Below are 19727 nucleotides of genomic sequence, written 5' to 3' on the forward strand. Positions count from 1 at the left end.
TATTAGCCAGTGTTTAGAGCCTATTTAGGAGGTTTAAGGTTTCTACCCAAAAGGAAGATCTCAGAAGACTTTGCTCTAGATGCTTTAGGTTTGCGGGAGGCAACTGTTTTGAAGACCTTTTTAAAGGATTCCACTATTTGGCTATAGCCACTACCGTTAAAACATTTAATTAAAAGCGCACCTTCAGGCTTCAGATGAGCGGTAGCGAAGTCTAGGGCTATCTCTGCTAAAAAAGCCATTCTGGCTGCATCAGCAACACCAACCCCAGAAAGATTTGGCGCCATGTCCGATAGAACTAAATCGACTTTGCCTTCGGCACTCTTCGGTAAAAGCGCCTCTAAAGCAGCCAGCCCCTCTTCCTCCCTAAAATCACCCTGAATAAAGCTTACGTCAGCTATATCTTCCATTGGCAAAATATCGATGGCAATAATCTGACCATCTGGCTTGCCTGACTCAATTTTGGGATTGCTTTTACCAAGCTCAGTGAGGCGATTGCGGACGTACTGAGACCAACTCCCGGGAGCGCTCCCTAAGTCCACAATAGTCATACCTGCCTTGATAAGATGATCTTGCTCGTCAATTTCACTGAGCTTATAAACCGCTCTAGCGCGGTAGCCCTCTTTTTGAGCCATCTTCACATAGGGATCGGATAGATGATCCTGCAACCAACTTTTATTAAATTTATTCTTTGCCAAAACTTACCTACTTTCGCCGTCTATTTTCCTAGTTTCTGAGCTCTAAAGCAAAAGGAATCGATCAAAATACAGGCAAATTCAAGCTAAAAGGGCAATTTAGACCCTCAATGCTCTATCATCAACACCATGACTGCACTCACTATTACCCCTGTACAACGTAAATCCCTCAAAGCTGACGCTCACGACCTAAGTCCTGTTGTCATGATTGGTGGCGATGGCTTAACACCTGCTGTAATCAAAGAAGCTAAATTAGCCATCAATCATCACGGATTAATCAAGATCCGTGTTTTTGGTGATGAGCGTGAGGCACGTATTGCTATGTATGAAGAGCTTTGCGACAAACTTGATGCTGCTCCAGTTCAACATATCGGCAAGTTACTTGTGTTGTGGAAACCAAAAGATATGGTGGATGAGGCTTTTAGTAATCTAGGTAGATCAAGTAAGCAAACTAAAAAATCTTTGCAGGCTCCTCGTACGAAACGCCAGTCAAATCGTGCTCCAGCAAAAGCCGGTGTCCGCACGAGTACCTCTGAAAGATCGGATCGTCGCTCTGCTTCAAATGCGGCACCATTTGCACGTGCTGCGGCAGTGAAATCGGCAACACCTAAGAAGCGGGTTTTACGCTCTGAAGCGGCTGAGTCAAAAATTGGCTGGTCTTCTCCCGGCTACAGAAAAGCGGTTGCTGCGCCAGCACCGATTAAGAAGCGTAAAGTCAGAATGAGCAGCACTAAGAAAAAGTCACTTGGCTCTTAATTCAAGCAAGTGAAATACAAAAACGCCGCTAGTCGGCGTTTTTTGTTGCCCGCCAAACCAAGGCTAGGCCAAGTGCCGCTTGAATCATAAAGATTGCACTAGAAACACCATGGAGGCGTGAAAATAATGTGGCATTAGTGGACTCGCGAACCGACAAGCCTGAATAGAGCGCTTGATCTCTCAACGAATCCATCCAAGGAATAATGATGAATGCTGCAGCAACAGTGCATGCGAGCATTCCCAATAAGATCCAACGAACGATGCGGTAACGGTCGCCACCCCGTCTTACTAGGTGATTTGCCATCACCATTAGAAATGCGCTTAAGGCGACACCGATATAGGCAGTGGTTTTGAAGAGATTTGCTGCAATCATGCCGGCAACCTGTCTGTCTCCCAAACTAGAGAACAAAACAGGCGCCACTAGAAATCCAATGGCGATGAAACTACCAACCCAAAGACCTGATATCAGGCTAAATATTCTTTGGGTGCGGATGTGGGGCATTAGACGTAACGCACAGCCAAGATTTCAACTTCGCGATTGCCACCTGGGGCTTGTACAGCAACAACGTCACCCTCTTCTTTACCTATTAATGCACGAGCTATCGGTGAGCTGATGGAGATTTTCTTAACGGCAATATCCGCCTCATCATCTCCAACGATTTGATAGGTGAGCTTAGTGCCATCTTCTAAATCCTCAAGATCAACAGTAGCACCAAATACTATGCGGCCAGCAACATCCAAAGTAGCAGGGTCAATAATTTGAGCTGCCGATAACTTGCCTTCTAATTCTTGAATGCGGCCTTCAATGAAGCCCTGCTTCTCTTTAGCAGCATCGTATTCAGCATTCTCAGAGAGATCACCTTGAGCGCGAGCCTCGGAGATGGCATTAATAACAGAAGGACGTTCAACATGTTTAAGACGGTGCAGCTCCTCTTTGAGAAGTTCTGCACCGCGCTTAGTAATCGGAATTGTGCTCATGAAACTAACCTAACTTAAATTCTTGCGCAAAATCGCGCGTATAAAAGTTAATTTTAGATTAAATGAGCTCCCGATGTAAGTTTTGCAAGGAATAAACCTCGAGGGAGTCGAGTCGGCCATTTTCAGAGGCCAACAAACCATCCATCACCGCTCGTGCGGCACTGATGGTTGTGTAATACGTAACACCATTAGCCTGAGCGCTGGTTCGAATCGATCTAGAGTCAGCAATCGCCGTCCGGGTTTCATCCACAGTAGTAAAGACAAGCGAAATCTCACCATTCTTAATGAAATCCACAATATGGGGGCGTCCATCCTTTACTTTGTTGACTACTTTTACGGGTAAGCCAGCCGCTTCAATTGCTGCCGCAGTACCTTTAGTGGCAACCATCGGGAAGCCCAGTTGATGTAACAACTTAGCGACTTCAATTGCTTTTGGCTTGTCGCTATCTTTGACGGTCAAAAGAACTGTTCCGCTCTTCGGTAATTTGATGCCAGCGCCCAACTGTGACTTAAATAAAGCCTCGCCAAAGGTCTTGCCAACACCCATCACTTCGCCAGTGGAACGCATTTCTGGTCCGAGAATTGGATCAATGCCTGGGAATTTATTAAATGGAAATACAGCCTCCTTAACTGAGAAGTATGGCGGCTTCACTTCAGCCTTAATACCCTGCTGCTCTAGAGTCTGACCAACCATACAACGTGCAGCAATCTTCGCCAGCTGCAAACCAGTGGCTTTTGATACAAACGGTACGGTGCGTGAGGCGCGCGGATTTACTTCCAAGACATAAATGACGTCTTTGCCATCTACATTCTGAATCGCAAACTGGACGTTCATTAAGCCAACTACATTCAGACCTTTAGCCATCGCCGCAGTCTGACGCTTAATCTCTTCTACCGTTGCATCGGATAACGAATATGGAGGCAACGAGCAGGCAGAATCACCCGAGTGAACACCGGCTTGCTCGATATGTTCCATGACGCCACCAATAAATACAGCTGTACCATCACTGATGCAATCGACGTCACATTCGATAGCATCATTCAAGAAGCGATCTAGCAGCACAGGAGAGTCATGGGATACCTTAACGGCTTCACGCATGTAACGCTCAAGGTCGCGACCATCATGAACGATTTCCATTGCACGACCACCCAAGACATAGGAAGGACGAACCACTAATGGATAACCAATTTCCTCGGCAAGCTTGAGAGCCTCTTCTTCAGTACGCGCTGTACGGTTAGGTGGCTGACGCAATCCGAGATCCTGTAGTAGCTTCTGGAAGCGTTCGCGATCTTCTGCTGCATCAATCATATCTGGTGAAGTGCCGATAATTGGAACACCATTGCGCTCAAGATCTAAAGCCAATTTCAAAGGAGTTTGACCGCCGTATTGAACAATGACGCCCTTTGGTTTTTCTTTAGCAACAATCTCCAATACATCTTCAAGAGTTAGAGGCTCAAAGTACAGGCGATCTGAGGTGTCGTAGTCAGTCGATACGGTTTCAGGGTTGCAGTTAACCATGATAGTTTCGTAGCCATCATCACGCATTGCTAAAGCAGCATGCACACAGCAATAGTCAAACTCAATTCCTTGACCGATTCGATTAGGACCGCCGCCCAAAACCATGATCTTTTCTTTATTGGTCGGCTGTGACTCGCACTCACCATGCTCTGCTTCATAGGTTGAATACAAATAAGCAGTGTTAGTCGAGAATTCAGCCGCACATGTATCAACACGCTTATAGACTGGAACCACTTTCAATCGATGGCGCGCTGCACGAACGGATGCAGCGTCAACTTTGAGTAACTTTGCTAAGCGGCGATCGGAGAAACCTTTTTGCTTTACAAAGCGTAACTCAGGAGCTGTTAGGCTATCGATCTTGCGCTGCTTAAGCTCAGTCTCAATGGTGATCAGTTCTTCAATTTGCTCCAGGAACCAAGGATCAACTTTAGTTTCACTATAGATCTCATCAAGACCCATACCCATGCGGAATGCGTCTGCCAAATACCAAATGCGATCTGGACCCGGCTCATTAATTTCATTAATGATGTCATCAAGGTCTGTGGATACTTCATCCAAGCCGTCAACACCAACCTCAAGACCGCGGAGCGCTTTTTGGAAAGACTCCTGGAAAGTCCGGCCAATGGCCATGACTTCGCCAACTGACTTCATCTGCGTTGTTAGGCGGGAATCAGCCTGCGGGAACTTTTCAAATGCAAAACGTGGAATCTTGGTAACAACGTAATCGATTGAAGGCTCAAATGATGCTGGTGTAGCGCCGCCAGTAATATCATTCTTGAGTTCATCAAGGGTATAACCCACGGCCAATTTAGCCGCAATCTTTGCAATTGGGAAGCCTGTAGCCTTTGATGCTAAAGCCGAGGAACGGGATACCCTTGGATTCATCTCAATGACGATCATGCGACCATCTACTGGATTAATTGAGAACTGAACGTTAGACCCACCGGTATCAACGCCAATTTCTCTCAGAACCGCAATCGATGCATTACGCATGATTTGATATTCTTTATCCGTCAACGTTTGCGCAGGCGCTACGGTAATTGAGTCACCGGTATGCACACCCATTGGATCCAAGTTTTCAATCGAACAAACGATGATGCAGTTGTCATTGTGATCACGCACGACTTCCATCTCGAATTCTTTCCAGCCCAAGAGAGACTCTTCGATCAAGAGCTCACGTGTTGGCGATAAATCGAGACCACGTTTACAAATTTCTTCAAACTCTTCACGGTTATAGGCAATACCACCACCCGAGCCACCCATGGTGAATGATGGACGAATAACCACTGGGAAACCTGAGCTGCCAGTTTGCTTCTGAATTTGCTGCTGAACCTCGTGAGCCTCATCCATTGAGTGCGCAATGCCGGACTTTGCAGAGCCTAAGCCAATTTTGGTCATGGCCTCTTTAAACTTTTGACGATCTTCTGCTTTGTCAATGGCTTCTGGTGAAGCGCCAATCAATTCGCAGCCGTATTTCTCTAAAACACCATGACGGTGCAGATCTAACGCGCAGTTAAGTGCAGTCTGACCACCCATGGTTGGCAAAATGGCATCAGGCTTTTCAGTAGCAATTATGCGCTCAACTACTTCCCAAGTAATCGGCTCGATGTATGTAACATCAGCCATCTCTGGATCAGTCATGATGGTTGCAGGATTACTGTTGACCAAAATAACTTTGTAGCCCTCATCACGCAATGCCTTACAAGCTTGCGCTCCAGAGTAGTCAAACTCACAGGCCTGTCCAATGACAATCGGACCAGCTCCAATAATCAGGATGCTCTTAATGTCGCTACGCTTAGGCATTATTTGCCCTCCTTCTTGGCAGCATTCATTAGCTCCACAAAACGATCAAATAAATAGGCAATGTCATGAGGACCTGGTGAGGCCTCAGGATGTCCTTGGAAACACAGTGCTGGCTTGTCATTCCATGCCAAACCTTGTAAAGATCCATCAAATAAAGACACATGGGTTACGCGAATATTGCTTGGTAATGTATTGGCATCAACAGCAAATCCATGGTTTTGAGAAGTGATGGCAACACGACCTGTATCTAAATCTTTCACAGGATGATTAGCGCCATGGTGGCCAAATTTCATCTTTAGTGTTTTTGCGCCTGCTGCAAGACCCATGATTTGATGGCCTAAACAGATGCCAAAGGTTGGCACACCTTTTTCGATAATTTCTTTTGCGGCAGCAATAGCGTAATCGCATGGACCAGGATCGCCAGGGCCATTTGAGAAGAACACGCCATCCGGATTCATGGCTAGCACTTCTGCTGCGCTAGTTTGCGCAGGCACAACTGTTAATTCGCAGCCTCGCTCAGTCAGCATGCGCAAGATATTGCGTTTCACACCAAAGTCATAAGCAACTACCTTTTTAATTGGCTTGCTAGTATCTAATGTTCTGTAAGCAGGCTTGCCATTTGGCCCATGAAGATCCCATTCTGCCTCGCGCCACTGATAGGCTTTCTTGGTAGTCACTACCTTTGCAAGATCTAGGCCTGACATGCCAGGGAAAGCTTTAGCAAGCTCAAGAGCCTTCGCGCCTAAAGTTTCGTAGCTATCGCCTAATTTGCCAGCAACAATAGCGCCGGATTGCGCGCCTTTGTCACGCAGAATTCTGGTGAGCATACGTGTATCTATGCCAGCAATTCCTAAAACACTAGCTTTGGTAAGGTAGTCATCCAAGGAACCTTCTGAGCGGAAATTGGATACGCGTTTTGGAAGATCCTTCACTACCAAGCCTGCCGCATGAATCTGATCTGATTCCGCATCTTGAGCATTTACACCAACATTGCCGATGTGCGGATAAGTTAAGGTAACAATTTGACGTGAGTAGCTGGGATCAGTAATGATCTCTTGATATCCAGTCAATGCGGTATTGAATACGACTTCGCCAGTAGTTTCGCCAGGGGCGCCAATGCTAAAACCGGGAAATAATGTGCCGTCGGCTAGGGCCAACACGGCTGGGGGAAAAGAAGGAAGCAAGGGTGACAAACCATCTCCAGTCCCTGCTCCATCCGACGCTCAAAACCCCACAAAAGACTAGCCCGGGGATATTTTTGCGGGTGGTGAGTGTCTTTAAGCGCTAGGGTATTTATTAAGTTTCGAACCTTGCAATCATAACATTTTTGCTCGTAAACCCTTGGATATACAGCCAAATGGGGGCTGGAAGGTAAAAAGCTCCCCTAGCCTAATGGCTGGGAGAGCAATTTGTTCAAAGCTGGGCGTTTTAAGCCTTGGCGCTCTGCTCAATAATGGTCTTAATTTGAGCTAGTACAGACTGGTCATCCATCGTGCTGATATCACCAGGATCACGACCTTCGGCTACGGCCTGAAGTGCACGACGAACAATCTTGCCTGAACGTGTCTTTGGCAACGCAGTAACTATATAAACCCGGCCAGGTCGTGCAATCGCCCCTAAGGTGGTATCGACAGTCTTCATGCACTCAGCTTCCAAAGTAGCAGTATTGGATGCATCTTTAGGAATCACAAAGGCAATCGCGGCTTGTCCCTTTAATTTATCTTCAATGCCAACCACGGCAACTTCTGAAACATTCGGATGACTGGAAATACTTTCTTCGATTTCGCGAGTACCAAGACGATGTCCAGCTACGTTGATCACGTCATCTGTTCGGCCCAAGATGAAGAAATAGCCATCTTTATCTTTAATGCCCCAGTCAAAGGTGGAGTAGACTAATTTGCCCGGAATTGTTTCCCAGTAGGTGCTGACAAAGCGCTTGTCATCGCCCCAAATAGTTTGCATGCAACCTGGAGGTAATGGACCTTCAATAGCAATGACACCCTTCTGATCTGGACCCAGCTCTTCGGAAGTAGCGTCATCAAGCAACTTCATGTTGTAACCAAATGATGGCACACCTGGTGAACCAAATTTATGTGGCATGACTTCAACGCCACGTTGAATAGCAAGCATTGGCCAACCTGTTTCTGTCTGCCAGTAGTTATCGACAATTGGCTTATTAATTGCGCCATGAATCCAGCTGGCAGTCGGTTCATCCAAGGGCTCACCCGCCAAGAACAGAGCGCGCAATTTAGAAAGGTCATACTTGGTTAAGAAAGCGGGATCTTGTTTCTTCAGAACGCGAACTGCTGTTGGAGCAGAAAACATGACTGACACTTTGTACTTATTTACTAGCTCCCACCAAATGCCTGCATCAGGACGCAAGGGAGTGCCCTCGTACATGATCGTGGCCATACCAGATAGCAATGGCGCATAAATAATGTAGCTGTGGCCAACAACCCAACCAATATCAGACGTACAGAACATGGTCTCACCAGCATTGCCGGTAAAGATATGTTTCATCGAGGCGGCGAGAGCCACTGCATAGCCGCCTGTATCACGCTGAACACCTTTAGGCTTTCCAGTTGTACCAGATGTGTACAGAATGTATGAGGGATGTGTCGCATCAACCCACTCCACTGGGACGACATCATTAAGGTGTTTTTGACGCTCTGCTGCATAGTCCAAATCACGCCCAGCAACAGTTGTAAACTCTGTTAAACCACGATTCACGATCAAGACCGTCTCAGGCTTGTATTCAGCCAGCGTAATTGCTTCATCAAGCAATGGCTTATAAGGAACTGCTTTGCCACCACGTGCACCTGCTTCTGCAGTAACAATCAGCTTTGGTTTTGCATCATCAATGCGAGATGCCAAGCTGTGGGATGCAAAGCCACCAAATACAACAGAGTGAATGGCGCCAATGCGGGCGCAGGCAAGCATAGCAAAACAAGCTTCAGCAATCATTGGCATGTAAATGAGTACACGATCACCCTTTTTAACGCCCGCTGCTTTGTAAATTGCTGCCATACGATTCACTTCTTCGTATAACTCTTTAAAGGTATATACCTTCTCTTGATTGGTTTCTGTAGAAACCGCAACCAAGGCAATTTGATCTGGACGATCTTTTAAGTGACGATCAACTGCGTTGTAGCAAAGATTCGTTGAGCCACCCTCAAACCATTTAGCAAATGGTGGGTTGTCGTAATTAAGAACTTTGTTAAAAGGTTTTTCCCAATGTATTAACTGCGCTTGCTCACCCCAAAATCCATCCGGGTCTTTAATTGAACGTTCGTGGTGTGCTTTGTAGGACATGGTCAACCTGATCTCTTAAAAAGTTACTCAAATTATTGGCTCTTGCTCACCCCTTTACTAGCGTTGCTGCTGGTTGAGGCAGGTGAACTACCATTTTTCGCAGATTTTGCAAGCCCTGTCGATGCGGATTTATGCTGAGATGCAGCATTTTTTCCAGAAGAATTACCCTTAGAGGCGACCTTATCTACTGTTTTGGTGTTTCTGGGTGCTACACATTTACTTGATTTAGCCCCTTTTGCACCCTTTGCCGGTTTGGGGCATTTGGGTGCAGGTGGAGCTGGCTTTTCTAAGCTGAGGCTAGCATTTTCTGCCATGGCACTTGAAACATCACCCGGCCTGCGACTGGTTTTAGGGATCAGCACGGTAGAGCCCGACCGTATACGCATTCCCCTTGGAATGCCGTTGACCTCGCGCAGAGTATCTACATCAACCCCTAACGTTTTAGCTGCCTGATCAACACTTTCTGTTTTGGATACTTGAACAGCAGTCCACGACGAAAGAGGTTTAGGGTATTGCTTGAGGTTATCTTGAAAGATCTCAGCATGCGCAAACGGCAACAGAATTTGCTGGTTAGCATTACTTAAAATAACCGGCTTATTGAATGATGGATTAAGGCTATAAAATTCATCCGCTGGTATATCGGCCAACTTAATAACTAGGGCAACATCAATATCGCTACCCACATCAACTGCAACAAAATATGGGTGATTTTCTAACTCAGGAAGCACAATGCCATATGCCTGTGGATCCAACACAATTTGACGATACGCCATTAATTTAGGAACGTAATTTCTAGTTTCGCGCGGTAAGGTCAAGCTCTCATAATCTATAGGCAAGCCTGCAGCGGCATTACGCTTTTGCGCTTTAGTAATATTGCCGGCACCCCAGTTGTAAGCTGCTAAGGCGAGCTCCCAGCTACCGAATTGATTATTCAAACGTTGTAGGTAATCCAAGGCCGCATCCGTTGACTGCACAATATCTCGTCGCTCATCTCTAAATACGTTTTGTGTGAGACGAAAGTCTTTGCCGGTGGCAGGCATAAATTGCCATAGACCCACAGCCTTTGCATTTGACTTTGCATTGGTTACAAACGCACTTTCAACAAATGGTAGTAATGCAATCTCGGTGGGCATATTGCGCGCATTTACTTCTTGAACGATGTAAAACAAATAGCGTGAAGAACGCGTCATCGAGCGATTTACATAGTCTGGTCTTGCAGCCAACCAGCGAACCTGTTCGATCTCTAACGGGCTATTCATGGGCTCCATTTGAAAGCCATCCCGAATGCGTATCCACAGGTTGTCTGAAGGCGCATAAACCTTGCTGACGGATTGATTTTTGAGGTTAACCCTTGCAGCCCTAGAAGCTTTTGAATTCCCTCTAGTTGGCGTATCAGAAGACCAATCGCCAGTGCTAGCACAACCACTTAACAAAGCAGTAATCACTACTACTGCATACATCATTCGCATTAGAAGCGATCTTTCCAGCCACGAATGACTGCCAATACATGTGCAGGCGTTGGCAATGATGTCTGACCTGAAACCTCCTTAGCCATTGCAATGACTTCAGCTTGATCACAGCGCATGAATGGATTAACTTGCAGCTCTTGTCCAATAGTCGTTGGAAGAGTTGGCAAACCCTGCTCTCGCAGAGCTTTAGCCTGGTCGGCCCATGAGAGTAGATTGAGGTTGTTAGGCTCTACTGCTAAAGCAAAACGAATATTCGATAAGGTGTACTCATGAGTGCAATACACCAAAGTATTTTTTGGAAGTAAAGCGAACTTATCTAACGACTCGGACATTTGCGTAGGCGTACCTTCGAACAATCTTCCACAGCCAGAGGCAAATAACGTGTCACCACAAAAAAGCATTGGCTCAACAACATTTGCCTGCATGTTTGCAAAATAAGCGATGTGACTTAAAGTATGTCCAGGAACTTCGATAACCTTAAAGCTAATGCGCGGGGATGCAATATCAAACTTATCGTCCTGCATTACGACATTATTGCGTCCTGGAATGTTATCCCCAACCGGTCCATAAACAGGCAGATCTGCACCTAAGCTTTGCAATAAATTCAGAATGCCACCCGTATGGTCTGCATGGTGGTGGGTAATGAGAATGCCCTTGAGGGTCAAATGATTTGAGCTCAGGTACTCCAAAACTGGTGCTGAATCACCTGGATCCACCACTAAAGCAGAGCTGCCATCGTGAATGCACCAGATATAGTTATCATCAAAAGCCGGAATGGGCCAAACCTGCAATAAAGTATTCTTATCCATAGACCGATGATACCAACCCCACCCATACCCTCTCAGACACCTGCACCTCCCTGGAGCTCATGGGAAAAATGGCTCCAATCCCCTCCGGGACGCTATGTCCTAGCGTGGGAGCAAAGGTGTTTTGACCAAATTGTTGCCGATGTCTTTGGCTTTCATGCGTTGCAAATAGGCCTACCTCAGATAAACGCGTTAAGTGAAAATCGCATGCCTTTGCATGCCATCCTCATTCACTCTAACGACAGCCGCTCTCAAGCTGGCAATTACAACTGGCATTTGATTGAAGGTGACTCGACAGACCTCCCTTTTGCCAGCGATAGCCTAGATCTGATTGTGCTGCCGCATGTTTTAGAATTTGCTACAGATCCCCATCAAATATTGCGGGAGGTCGATCGAGTGCTTCGACCCGAAGGCCGTTTAATTATTTCAGGCTTTAACCCAGCAAGCCTGTGGGGTGCCAGACAATACCTCAGTAGATTGGTTGGAACCCCTTATCTACCAAGGGATGGTCAATTTATTAGCCTCATCCGCATAAAAGATTGGCTAGAGTTGCTTAACTTTTCCTTAGACCGCGGTCACTTTGGTTGCTATAAATTTCCCCTGCAGGGTGAATCTGCAATGGGCAAGATGAATTTTCTTGAAAAAATGGGGAATCGCTGGTGGCCTATATTTGGCGCTGTTTTTTTAGTTTCAGCCATTAAGCGCCAACAAGGAATACGTCTCATTGGCCCGGCATCACTTGTACGCATACCAGCCATTAAGCAGTTAAGTCCTGCTGCCGAGAGAAGCAATCTGCAAAAACGCCTCAAAAACAGCAATACCAAGTAAATTATTGCCATGCCGCAATCGAAATTCCACCCCCACCATCCTCATATCGTGATCTACACAGATGGCGCCTGTAAAGGCAATCCTGGGCCTGGCGGCTGGGGGGCTGTTTTGCGATCAGGCGGTCATGAAAAGCATATTCATGGGGGTGAAAAGCTCACCACCAACAACCGCATGGAAATTTGTGCCGTTATTTTTGCCTTAAAAGCACTGAAACAACGCAGCACTGTCGAGCTATGGACGGACTCTCAATACGTACAAAAGGGCGTCACAGAATGGCTAGAGGGTTGGAAAAAACGGGGCTGGAAGACTGCCAGCAAGGATCCGGTTAAAAATGCGGATCTCTGGCAGGAACTCGATACCCTACTTCCTGGTCATGAGATCTCCTGGCACTGGGTCAGGGGACACAATGGGCACCCCGGAAATGAGTTAGCTGACCAACTGGCCAACAAGGGTGTGGAAGAGTTTTTGTATTAGGGCTGATAAGCCTGAACCTCTGAACCAAATAGCGCTCTTATGAGAGAATTGACAGGCTCCAAGAGGGGGGATAAACCGCATTTAAACGATAAAAAACAGAGAAAAGCGAGATTGTGTCAAAAATAGAAACTTCACTAGATCAGCTGGTTGTGAAATTGATTCAACTGAAAAACGCTGTTAAAAGTCGCTTGTGCGCGCTTTGGCAAAAGCTCTCTCCGCAGGCTGCTAAATTCAAGAAAATAGATCACACCACGGCAAAAGTGTTCTTAGTGAAATTTAAATGGCGCATTCTGCTAGCGATGATTCTGCTGTACGCAGCCTCTAAAACATTTGATTATTTTTTTCCCGCAGCAGATAAGGCTGGCGGACCCATCACTGTGAGCACTGTTGTTGTAGAAAAAATGGATGTTCCTCTGATCATTGAGGCAGCTGGAACTATTGTTTCGAATAACATCGTTGATATCCGCCCCATGATTACGAATACTGTGGCCAAAATCTTGGTGAAAGATGGGCAAGAAGTAAAAGTGGGCGATCTCCTCTTCCAGCTCGATGATCGCAACGATAAAGCTAACTACGAGAAGCTCAAGGCCTTAGCGGATGACGCGCAGGCACAATATCTTCGTGCCAAAGAATTAGTTGCTAAGAACTTTATCTCCAAGGCTGGCTTAGATACCTCTTCAGCCAATGCTAAATCAGCAATTGCTGCCGCCAAGGCCGCTGAAGTGCAACTCTCTTTCGATTACATTCACTCTCCCATTGATGGGCGCGCAGGGATTGTGAACGTGTTCCCAGGCTCATTAGTTCAAGCAAGTAATGTGGTTTCAACATCTACTAGCTCCACCGCCACCTCTAGCGTTGGTGCTATGGTCACGATTACGCAATTAAACCCAATAAATGTGCAGTTTGTAATCCCTGAAAAGGACATTCCAACTATTCTTGAAAATCAACTCGATGGTGAGGCGATGTCTGTGCAGGTAACAGTTGGCGATTCAGGCAAAAATACTTATAGAGGCAAAGTTATCGTCGTTGATAACCAAGTTGACCCGCAGATTGCTGCAGTGCGAGTCAAAGCACAAATTCCGAATGACTCCATGAGTCTATTACCAGGCCAGTTTGCTCGTGTATCGCTCATTGCCAATACCCTTAAAGATGTAATTACCGTTCCTTCGCAAGCGGTCATCATGAGTCCAAGGGGTAAGACTGTGTATGTAGTTGGCGAAGGCGATAAAGTTACCGCCAAGCCTGTCAAGGTTGTCTATGACTATCAAGGAACTTCTGTTGTTGAAGGCATATCCGCAGGTGATCGCGTTGTAGTGGAGGGAAAACAAAACCTTCGACCTGGCGGCAAAATTCGTGAAGCAAACCCTGCACCTGGCAGCCAAACTGCAACCCCTAGCACCCCAGAGAAAAAATGACACTCTCCGAATTATGTATTCGGCGCCCCGTAATGACAGTGTTGCTTTCAGTAGCAACCGTCATTGCCGGCACTGTTGCCTATCTAAAGATTCCGGTAGCGGCACTACCTAGCTTTAACTCCCCCGTTATTTCAGTGAGCGCTTCACTTCCCGGCGCCTCACCAGAAAACATGGCGGCATCTGTTGCGCTGCCTTTAGAAAAAGAGTTTTCCACAATTGATGGTATTACCGTCATTAGTTCAAGTAACTTTTTGGGTACCACCAACATCACACTTGAATTCAATAATGATCGTGATATCGATAAAGCTTCCGTAGACGTTCAGGCAGCCCTGCTTCGAGCCCAAAAGCGTCTCCCAATTGAAATGACGATTCCCCCGTCATATCGAAAAATTAATCCAGCTGATACTCCGGTATTGGTAGTGCGGATGAGCTCTCCTTCGGTAAATCTGTCCGACCTAAATGACTTTGCAGAAAATCTGCTCTCGCCAAACCTTTCAACAATTACCGGCGTTGCTCAGGTGTTGGTATACGGCGCTAAACGCTATGCTGTTCGCATACGGGTGCATCCTGATGCGTTGGGTAATCGCAACCTCACCATGGATGATGTTGCTACCGCCGTTAACAAGGCCAACGCTAACAGTCCTGTTGGCGTACTTGATGGCCCGCGTCAATCGATCACGATTTATGCCAATCCTCAACTGGTTAAACCAGAAGAATTTGCTAATCTGATCATTGCGCAAAAAAATGGTTTGCCTATCTACCTCAAAGATGTTGCGGAGGTCTCTCAAAGCTATGAGGATGTTAAAACTTGGGCCACCGCTGGCGGCGAACGCTCAATCGCCATTGCCGTTCTTCGCCAACCAAGCGCCAACACTGTCGAGGTCGTTAATGCTGTGAAGGCTTTGATCCCGCAACTGCAAAAGCAGATGCCCTCATCAATTAAATTGCAATTACTTAATGACCGCTCGCTTTCGATTATTGAAGCCATTCACGATGTGAACTTCACACTTGCATTAACTGTCCTTTTAGTGGTTTTGGTGATTTTCTTATTTCTCAAGCATATTTCAGCTACGGTTATTCCATCAATTAGCTTGCCAATCTCCTTGATTGGTGCTTTTTTTCTGCTGTACTTTTTAGGCTATAGCCTAGACAACATCTCCTTGCTGGGTATCACCCTGGCAGTAGGCCTTGTAGTGGATGATGCGATTGTCGTTCTCGAAAACATCATGCGCTATGTCGAAGAAGGCATGGAACCTCTCAAGGCATCTCTTAAAGGCAGTAAAGAGGTCGGCTTTACGATTATTTCTATCTCGATTTCACTTGTGGCGGTTTTTATTCCCATTTTCTTTATGGCGGGACCAATCGGTCTGTTGTTTAGAGAGTTCGCGGTTGTAGTATCCCTATCTATTCTGGTGTCGGCGATCACCTCATTAACGGTCGTGCCGATGCTGTGCAGTCGTTTTCTGCCCCAGCCAGGCCAACATGCCAAGGAATATGCCATTAACAAGCAATTTGATCGCTTCTTTGGTTGGATGCTCAAAACCTATATTCACTACCTCGATCTAGCACTAAAGCATCGTCGCATCGTATTAATTGGAGCCTTCTCTACATTTGTACTTACTGTTGTTCTATTTGTGAACAGCCCCAAAGGGTTTTTTCCAGAAGAAGATATTGGACAGATTCAAGCAACCACTGAGGCATCCGAGGATATTTCCTTTAAAGCAATGCTAGAACTGCAGGATCGTGCCGCAGCGCTAGTTAACTCAGACCCCAATGTGGATAGCTCCATTTCTGTTGTGGGTGGGGGCTCAAGCTCTGGAACTAATACGGGTCGTATTTTTATCATTCTCAAAGAAAAATCTGATCGTGAAAAAATGTCTAAGGTAATGGAGGGGCTTCGCGCAAAATTTAAGGAACTTCCGGGATTAAACGTTTATATGCGGCCCATACAAAACTTACAGCTTGGGGGTAAAAACAGTAAGAGTCGCTATCAGTTTACGTTGCAAAGCGTTGGATTTGAGGGTGTTAATGAGTGGGCTGATAAGTTGATGCAGAAAATGCGTGCTGACCCCATGTTCCGCGACGTCACCTCGGACTCACAACTTAAAGGTCTGAATGTTCGTATCGATATTAATCGAGAAAAGGCTGCCAATGCAGGTGTGACTATTGCCGATATTAGAACTGCTCTCTACGACTCCTATGGTGAGCGTCAGGTTTCAACGATCTATACACCGGTCAATACTTATTACGCCATCCTGGAGACCGCCGAAGAGGATCGACAGTACGACACCGATTTAAATAAAGTGTTTGTACGTGGGCGTGCTACCGATAAACTGATACCCCTCTCTAGCATTGCCACTTTTGTCAGAACAGTGGGTCCCACTGCCGTGAATCACCAAGGTCAGATTCCTGCGGTCACGCTCTCATTCAATCTTGCGCCTGACGTATTTTTGGGTGATGCCACTAAAAAGATTGAAGACTACGCCAAAGAAATTAGCCTGCCACCTTCCATCATTACCAGCTATGGTGGCGATGCTGCAGTATTTAAGAGCAATCAATCAGGCCAAATTATCTTAATCCTATCTGCTCTAGGCGTCATTTATATCTTGCTTGGTGTGCTGTATGAAAGTTACATACATCCACTGACGATTTTGGCGGGCCTTCCATCTGCTGCTATCGGAGCAATTCTTACATTACGTATTTTTGGCTTTGAATTGACTATCATTGCTTCTATCGGCATTCTGCTCTTAATTGGTATTGTGAAGAAAAATGCAATTTTGATGATCGACTTTGCTTTGGACGTTCAGCGCAATCAAGGTATGTCACCTGAAAAAGCTATTCGTGAGGCATGCATTTTACGGTTCCGCCCAATTATGATGACCACATTTGCCGCCTTGATGGGGGCGTTGCCAATTGCCTTTGGTTTAGGGGCTGGCGCAGAGTTACGTCAACCTTTAGGCATCAGCGTTGCTGGTGGCCTGATTTTTTCTCAGTTCGTAACGTTGATCATTACACCCGTGATTTATCTCTATTTGGATAAATATGCAGGCAATGGACCGATGGATATTCCACCAGCTGTTCTAGAGAGAACCTGATGCGTCAAGTGATTCTCGATACCGAAACTACTGGCCTTAATCCAGCCACCGGCGACCGCATTATTGAAATTGGCTGTGTTGAGATGGTTGGTCGTCGACTTACCGATAGAACCTTCCATTACTACATTAATCCTGAGCGTGATATTGATGCTGGCGCCTTTGCGGTCCACGGACTTTCTAGAGAGTTTTTATCTGATAAGCCAATCTTTGCAAACATCGTTGAGCAGTTAATTGAGTTTGTAGATGGCGCTGAAATTGTGATTCATAACGCAGCCTTCGATTTGGGATTCTTAGATAACGAGTTTGCCCTTCTAAAGCGCCCTCCCTTCAGAAATTTAGCCTCCAAGATTACCGACACACTGCTCGACGCGCGTCAAATGTTCCCTGGAAAGCGCAATTCATTAGATGCGCTGTGTGAACGCTTTTCAATTAGTAATAAACACCGTACTTTGCACGGCGCGTTATTAGACGCCCAGTTACTAGCTGAAGTTTACGTATCGATGACAAGGGGTCAAGAAGACCTTTCGATTGATCTGATTGACTACACAGTGGGAGCAGACTCTACTGGTCATACCAAAGCTTTACCAACTAATCTCATGGTGCTGTCTGCATCAGATGATGACCTTGAAAGCCATGAAAAAATCTTGGCAGAAATTGCCAAGGCAAGTAAAAAGGACCCCGTTTGGAGTCCTTTAAATGCTACTGCCTAATTAGTAGATTACTAGTTAGATTGCTGCGGCAATCGCCTTACCCAAATCATCTGTCTTAGCGGTGCCACCTAGATCTGGTGTCAAAGGCGCATGTCCTGGACCAGATGCCAATACCTTTTCAATGGCACTAAATATTGCTTTACCAGCCTCTGGATAACCAAGGTGATCTAACATCATCGCCCCACTCCAGATCTGACCAATTGGGTTGGCGATCATTTTGCCAAAGATATCAGGCGCTGAACCGTGAACCGGCTCAAACAAGGAAGGGAATTTACCTTCAGGATTGATACTGCCAGATGGTGCTACCGCAATGGTGCCGGTACATGCAGGACCCAAATCCGAGAGAATGTCGCCAAATAAATTACTTGCAACGACAACGTCAAAGCGATCTGGATTCATAACGAAGTGAGCCGCCAAAATATCAATGTGGTATTTGTCGGCTCTTACATCGGCAAATTTCTTAGACATTGCCTCTACACGCTCATCCCAATAAGGCATAGTGATGGCAATACCATTTGATTTGGTTGCAGAAGTTAAATGCTTCTTAGGGCGACTTTGGGCTAAGTCAAAAGCGTATTGCAAAATTCGGTCAACACCCTGTCTAGTGAAGACAGATTCTTGAATCACAATCTCACGATCGGTATCAGGGAACATCTTGCCACCAACGCTGGAGTATTCGCCCTCGGTGTTCTCACGCACCACAAAGAAATCGATATCACCAGGCTTACGATTGGCTAGCGGACAGGGAACTCCTGGCAATAAACGTACTGGACGCAAATTGACATACTGATCAAAGCCGCGGCGAAATTGAATTAAGCTTCCCCAGAGTGAAACATGGTCAGGCAGAATATCCGGCATACCTACAGCGCCAAAAAAGATCGCATCGTACTTCATGAGGATATCGAACCAATCATCCGGCATCATCTTGCCATGCTTGAGGTAATAATCACAGCTTGCAAAATCAAAATGATCAAACTGCATACCGAGATTAAATTTACGATTAGCTGCTTCTAGAGCACGTACGCCCTCTGGCATCACTTCTTTACCAATACCATCTCCAGGAATAACGGCAATCTTTGGATTCTTAAATATTTTCTTTGCGTTCATAAATGATGTGTCTCGTTTTATTTTGTTGAAGATGAATTTTACAAATAACTAGCTAATAGCGCGACGGATTTCATCTGGCGCCTTCTTGCTACCCTTTTCAACTGATTCACTATCGTAATCAGTGGTATTTTCAATGGTCTCTGGAACAGCTTCTAGCATCCGAATGTTGTCCTTGGGGCAGATTGGCGCTCCATAACTGGCCCACTTCTTGAGCAAAGTTACCTCGTAGCCACATTGCCCACATTTAGCCTTACTTCGACTAGCATTGCTAGGCCTTGGGGGCGGGAAAACAATCGCTTGATGCGGGTAAGGGCCAAGCTCCTGACTAATCATCATCAGTCTTACAGTGAGCTCCTCAGTGGCATGAGCCATTCTGGCAGGGCCTTCCAGACCCACCGTTTGAGCGATTCCCTTGAAATCTTCGCCATGGCCACTAAAACAGTCATCCACTGCATGGCAGAGTTCATGAACTAAGGTATCTAAAAGCTGAACAGGCTCATCCAACTTAGGGGAAATGAATATCTCATTTACCCCACCACCTGAGCGCTCACGTGGCCAGCATTGGCCTAGTGTTGTTCTAGGACTACTAGAGGCCGGGAATCCGCATGAGACCCTGACGGGAGGGATGGCATAACCTGCTTTTGAAAAGACCGGCTCAAGATGCCTTACGGCGTCTTCTAGCCAAGCCTCACGGACTGTATGTTGCTTCATTTAACTTCTCTTCTATCGAAATCTAGGACAAAAACCATCAATTGCGATCATA

16 protein-coding genes are annotated in these 19727 nt (G+C 46.1%); 6 read left to right on the top strand and 10 right to left on the bottom strand.

The window, feature by feature from the left end:
- Positions 1 to 20: 20 nt before the first annotated feature.
- Positions 21 to 695 carry an RlmE family RNA methyltransferase gene (locus VC182_RS04090; protein WP_072582460.1) on the bottom strand — a complete coding sequence of 225 codons (675 nt, stop codon included), beginning with the start codon at positions 693 to 695 and terminating at the stop codon, positions 21 to 23.
- Positions 696 to 821: 126 nt separating this feature from the next.
- On the opposite strand from VC182_RS04090, the gene VC182_RS04095 reads away from it, so the two are divergent.
- Positions 822 to 1448 (top strand): YhbY family RNA-binding protein, encoded by a 627-nt coding sequence (locus VC182_RS04095; RefSeq protein WP_323484579.1) that lies wholly within the window; start codon positions 822 to 824, stop codon positions 1446 to 1448.
- Positions 1449 to 1476: 28 nt separating this feature from the next.
- Here the strand turns inward: VC182_RS04095 and VC182_RS04100 are convergent, their stop codons facing one another.
- The 7 genes from VC182_RS04100 to gloB all read right to left on the bottom strand — a co-directional run bounded on the left by VC182_RS04100 (position 1477) and on the right by gloB (position 11338).
- Positions 1477 to 1950, bottom strand: coding sequence for a DUF4149 domain-containing protein (locus VC182_RS04100; RefSeq protein ID WP_323484580.1), 474 nt, complete (start codon positions 1948 to 1950; stop codon positions 1477 to 1479).
- On the bottom strand, positions 1950 to 2426 hold the full coding sequence (greA, locus tag VC182_RS04105) for a transcription elongation factor GreA (protein ID WP_072582463.1): 477 nt from the start codon (positions 2424 to 2426) through the stop codon (positions 1950 to 1952). The genes VC182_RS04100 and greA overlap by 1 nt, the downstream gene beginning before the upstream one ends.
- A gap of 58 nt (positions 2427 to 2484) precedes the next feature.
- Positions 2485 to 5748, bottom strand: a complete 3264-nt coding sequence (carB, locus tag VC182_RS04110; protein ID WP_323484581.1) for a carbamoyl-phosphate synthase large subunit — start codon at positions 5746 to 5748, stop codon at positions 2485 to 2487.
- Positions 5748 to 6932, bottom strand: coding sequence for a glutamine-hydrolyzing carbamoyl-phosphate synthase small subunit (gene carA / locus VC182_RS04115; RefSeq protein WP_323484582.1), 1185 nt, complete (start codon positions 6930 to 6932; stop codon positions 5748 to 5750). Before carA ends, carB begins: the two co-directional genes overlap by 1 nt.
- Before the next feature lie 244 nt (positions 6933 to 7176).
- Complete coding sequence (locus VC182_RS04120; RefSeq protein ID WP_323484583.1) at positions 7177 to 9060, bottom strand: propionate--CoA ligase; 1884 nt, start codon at positions 9058 to 9060, stop codon at positions 7177 to 7179.
- Between the two features lie 32 nt (positions 9061 to 9092).
- On the bottom strand, positions 9093 to 10523 hold the full coding sequence (locus VC182_RS04125; RefSeq protein WP_323484584.1) for a transglycosylase SLT domain-containing protein: 1431 nt from the start codon (positions 10521 to 10523) through the stop codon (positions 9093 to 9095).
- Positions 10524 to 10528: 5 nt separating this feature from the next.
- Positions 10529 to 11338: a hydroxyacylglutathione hydrolase gene (gloB, locus tag VC182_RS04130; protein ID WP_323484585.1), complete on the bottom strand. Its 810-nt coding sequence runs from the start codon at positions 11336 to 11338 to the stop codon at positions 10529 to 10531.
- Positions 11339 to 11344: 6 nt separating this feature from the next.
- Between gloB and VC182_RS04135 the strand changes: the two genes are divergently transcribed.
- The 5 genes from VC182_RS04135 (at position 11345) to dnaQ (ending at position 17857) form a co-directional block, all read left to right on the top strand.
- On the top strand, positions 11345 to 12163 hold the full coding sequence (locus VC182_RS04135; protein WP_323484586.1) for a class I SAM-dependent methyltransferase: 819 nt from the start codon (positions 11345 to 11347) through the stop codon (positions 12161 to 12163).
- 9 nt (positions 12164 to 12172) lie between these two features.
- The gene (gene rnhA / locus VC182_RS04140) at positions 12173 to 12637 is read left to right on the top strand and encodes a ribonuclease HI (protein ID WP_323484587.1); all 465 of its coding nucleotides are present in this window, start codon (positions 12173 to 12175) and stop codon (positions 12635 to 12637) included.
- A 113-nt stretch (positions 12638 to 12750) separates the two neighbouring features.
- A complete protein-coding gene (locus VC182_RS04145) occupies positions 12751 to 14052 on the top strand; it encodes an efflux RND transporter periplasmic adaptor subunit (RefSeq protein ID WP_323484588.1) in 1302 nt (433 codons plus the stop codon).
- Positions 14049 to 17147 (top strand): efflux RND transporter permease subunit, encoded by a 3099-nt coding sequence (locus tag VC182_RS04150; protein WP_323484589.1) that lies wholly within the window; start codon positions 14049 to 14051, stop codon positions 17145 to 17147. Before VC182_RS04145 ends, VC182_RS04150 begins: the two co-directional genes overlap by 4 nt.
- Positions 17147 to 17857, top strand: coding sequence for a DNA polymerase III subunit epsilon (gene dnaQ / locus VC182_RS04155; RefSeq protein ID WP_072582471.1), 711 nt, complete (start codon positions 17147 to 17149; stop codon positions 17855 to 17857). The genes VC182_RS04150 and dnaQ overlap by 1 nt, the downstream gene beginning before the upstream one ends.
- A gap of 15 nt (positions 17858 to 17872) precedes the next feature.
- Here the strand turns inward: dnaQ and VC182_RS04160 are convergent, their stop codons facing one another.
- Positions 17873 to 18964: a tartrate dehydrogenase gene (locus tag VC182_RS04160; RefSeq protein ID WP_216862533.1), complete on the bottom strand. Its 1092-nt coding sequence runs from the start codon at positions 18962 to 18964 to the stop codon at positions 17873 to 17875.
- 48 nt (positions 18965 to 19012) lie between these two features.
- Positions 19013 to 19675 carry a SprT family zinc-dependent metalloprotease gene (locus VC182_RS04165; protein ID WP_072582473.1) on the bottom strand — a complete coding sequence of 221 codons (663 nt, stop codon included), beginning with the start codon at positions 19673 to 19675 and terminating at the stop codon, positions 19013 to 19015.
- Positions 19676 to 19727: the final 52 nt, after the last annotated feature.

Source organism: Polynucleobacter sp. AP-Nickl1-40-C4 (assembly GCF_035012665.1).
Classification (GTDB): domain Bacteria; phylum Pseudomonadota; class Gammaproteobacteria; order Burkholderiales; family Burkholderiaceae; genus Polynucleobacter.

Excerpts from the sequence above, each read along its gene's own strand:
- carB (WP_323484581.1), bottom strand. The coding sequence starts at position 5,748 with ATGCCTAAGCGTAGCGACATTAAGAGCATCCTGATTATTGGAGCTGGT.
- dnaQ (WP_072582471.1), top strand. The coding sequence starts at position 17,147 with ATGCGTCAAGTGATTCTCGATACCGAAACTACTGGCCTTAATCCAGCC.
- VC182_RS04165 (WP_072582473.1), bottom strand. The coding sequence starts at position 19,675 with ATGAAGCAACATACAGTCCGTGAGGCTTGGCTAGAAGACGCCGTAAGG.
- VC182_RS04125 (WP_323484584.1), bottom strand. The coding sequence starts at position 10,523 with ATGATGTATGCAGTAGTAGTGATTACTGCTTTGTTAAGTGGTTGTGCT.
- VC182_RS04150 (WP_323484589.1), top strand. The coding sequence starts at position 14,049 with ATGACACTCTCCGAATTATGTATTCGGCGCCCCGTAATGACAGTGTTG.
- VC182_RS04135 (WP_323484586.1), top strand. The coding sequence starts at position 11,345 with ATGATACCAACCCCACCCATACCCTCTCAGACACCTGCACCTCCCTGG.
- VC182_RS04100 (WP_323484580.1), bottom strand. The coding sequence starts at position 1,950 with ATGCCCCACATCCGCACCCAAAGAATATTTAGCCTGATATCAGGTCTT.
- rnhA (WP_323484587.1), top strand. The coding sequence starts at position 12,173 with ATGCCGCAATCGAAATTCCACCCCCACCATCCTCATATCGTGATCTAC.
- greA (WP_072582463.1), bottom strand. The coding sequence starts at position 2,426 with ATGAGCACAATTCCGATTACTAAGCGCGGTGCAGAACTTCTCAAAGAG.
- VC182_RS04095 (WP_323484579.1), top strand. The coding sequence starts at position 822 with ATGACTGCACTCACTATTACCCCTGTACAACGTAAATCCCTCAAAGCT.
- VC182_RS04160 (WP_216862533.1), bottom strand. The coding sequence starts at position 18,964 with ATGAACGCAAAGAAAATATTTAAGAATCCAAAGATTGCCGTTATTCCT.
- VC182_RS04120 (WP_323484583.1), bottom strand. The coding sequence starts at position 9,060 with ATGTCCTACAAAGCACACCACGAACGTTCAATTAAAGACCCGGATGGA.
- gloB (WP_323484585.1), bottom strand. The coding sequence starts at position 11,338 with ATGGATAAGAATACTTTATTGCAGGTTTGGCCCATTCCGGCTTTTGAT.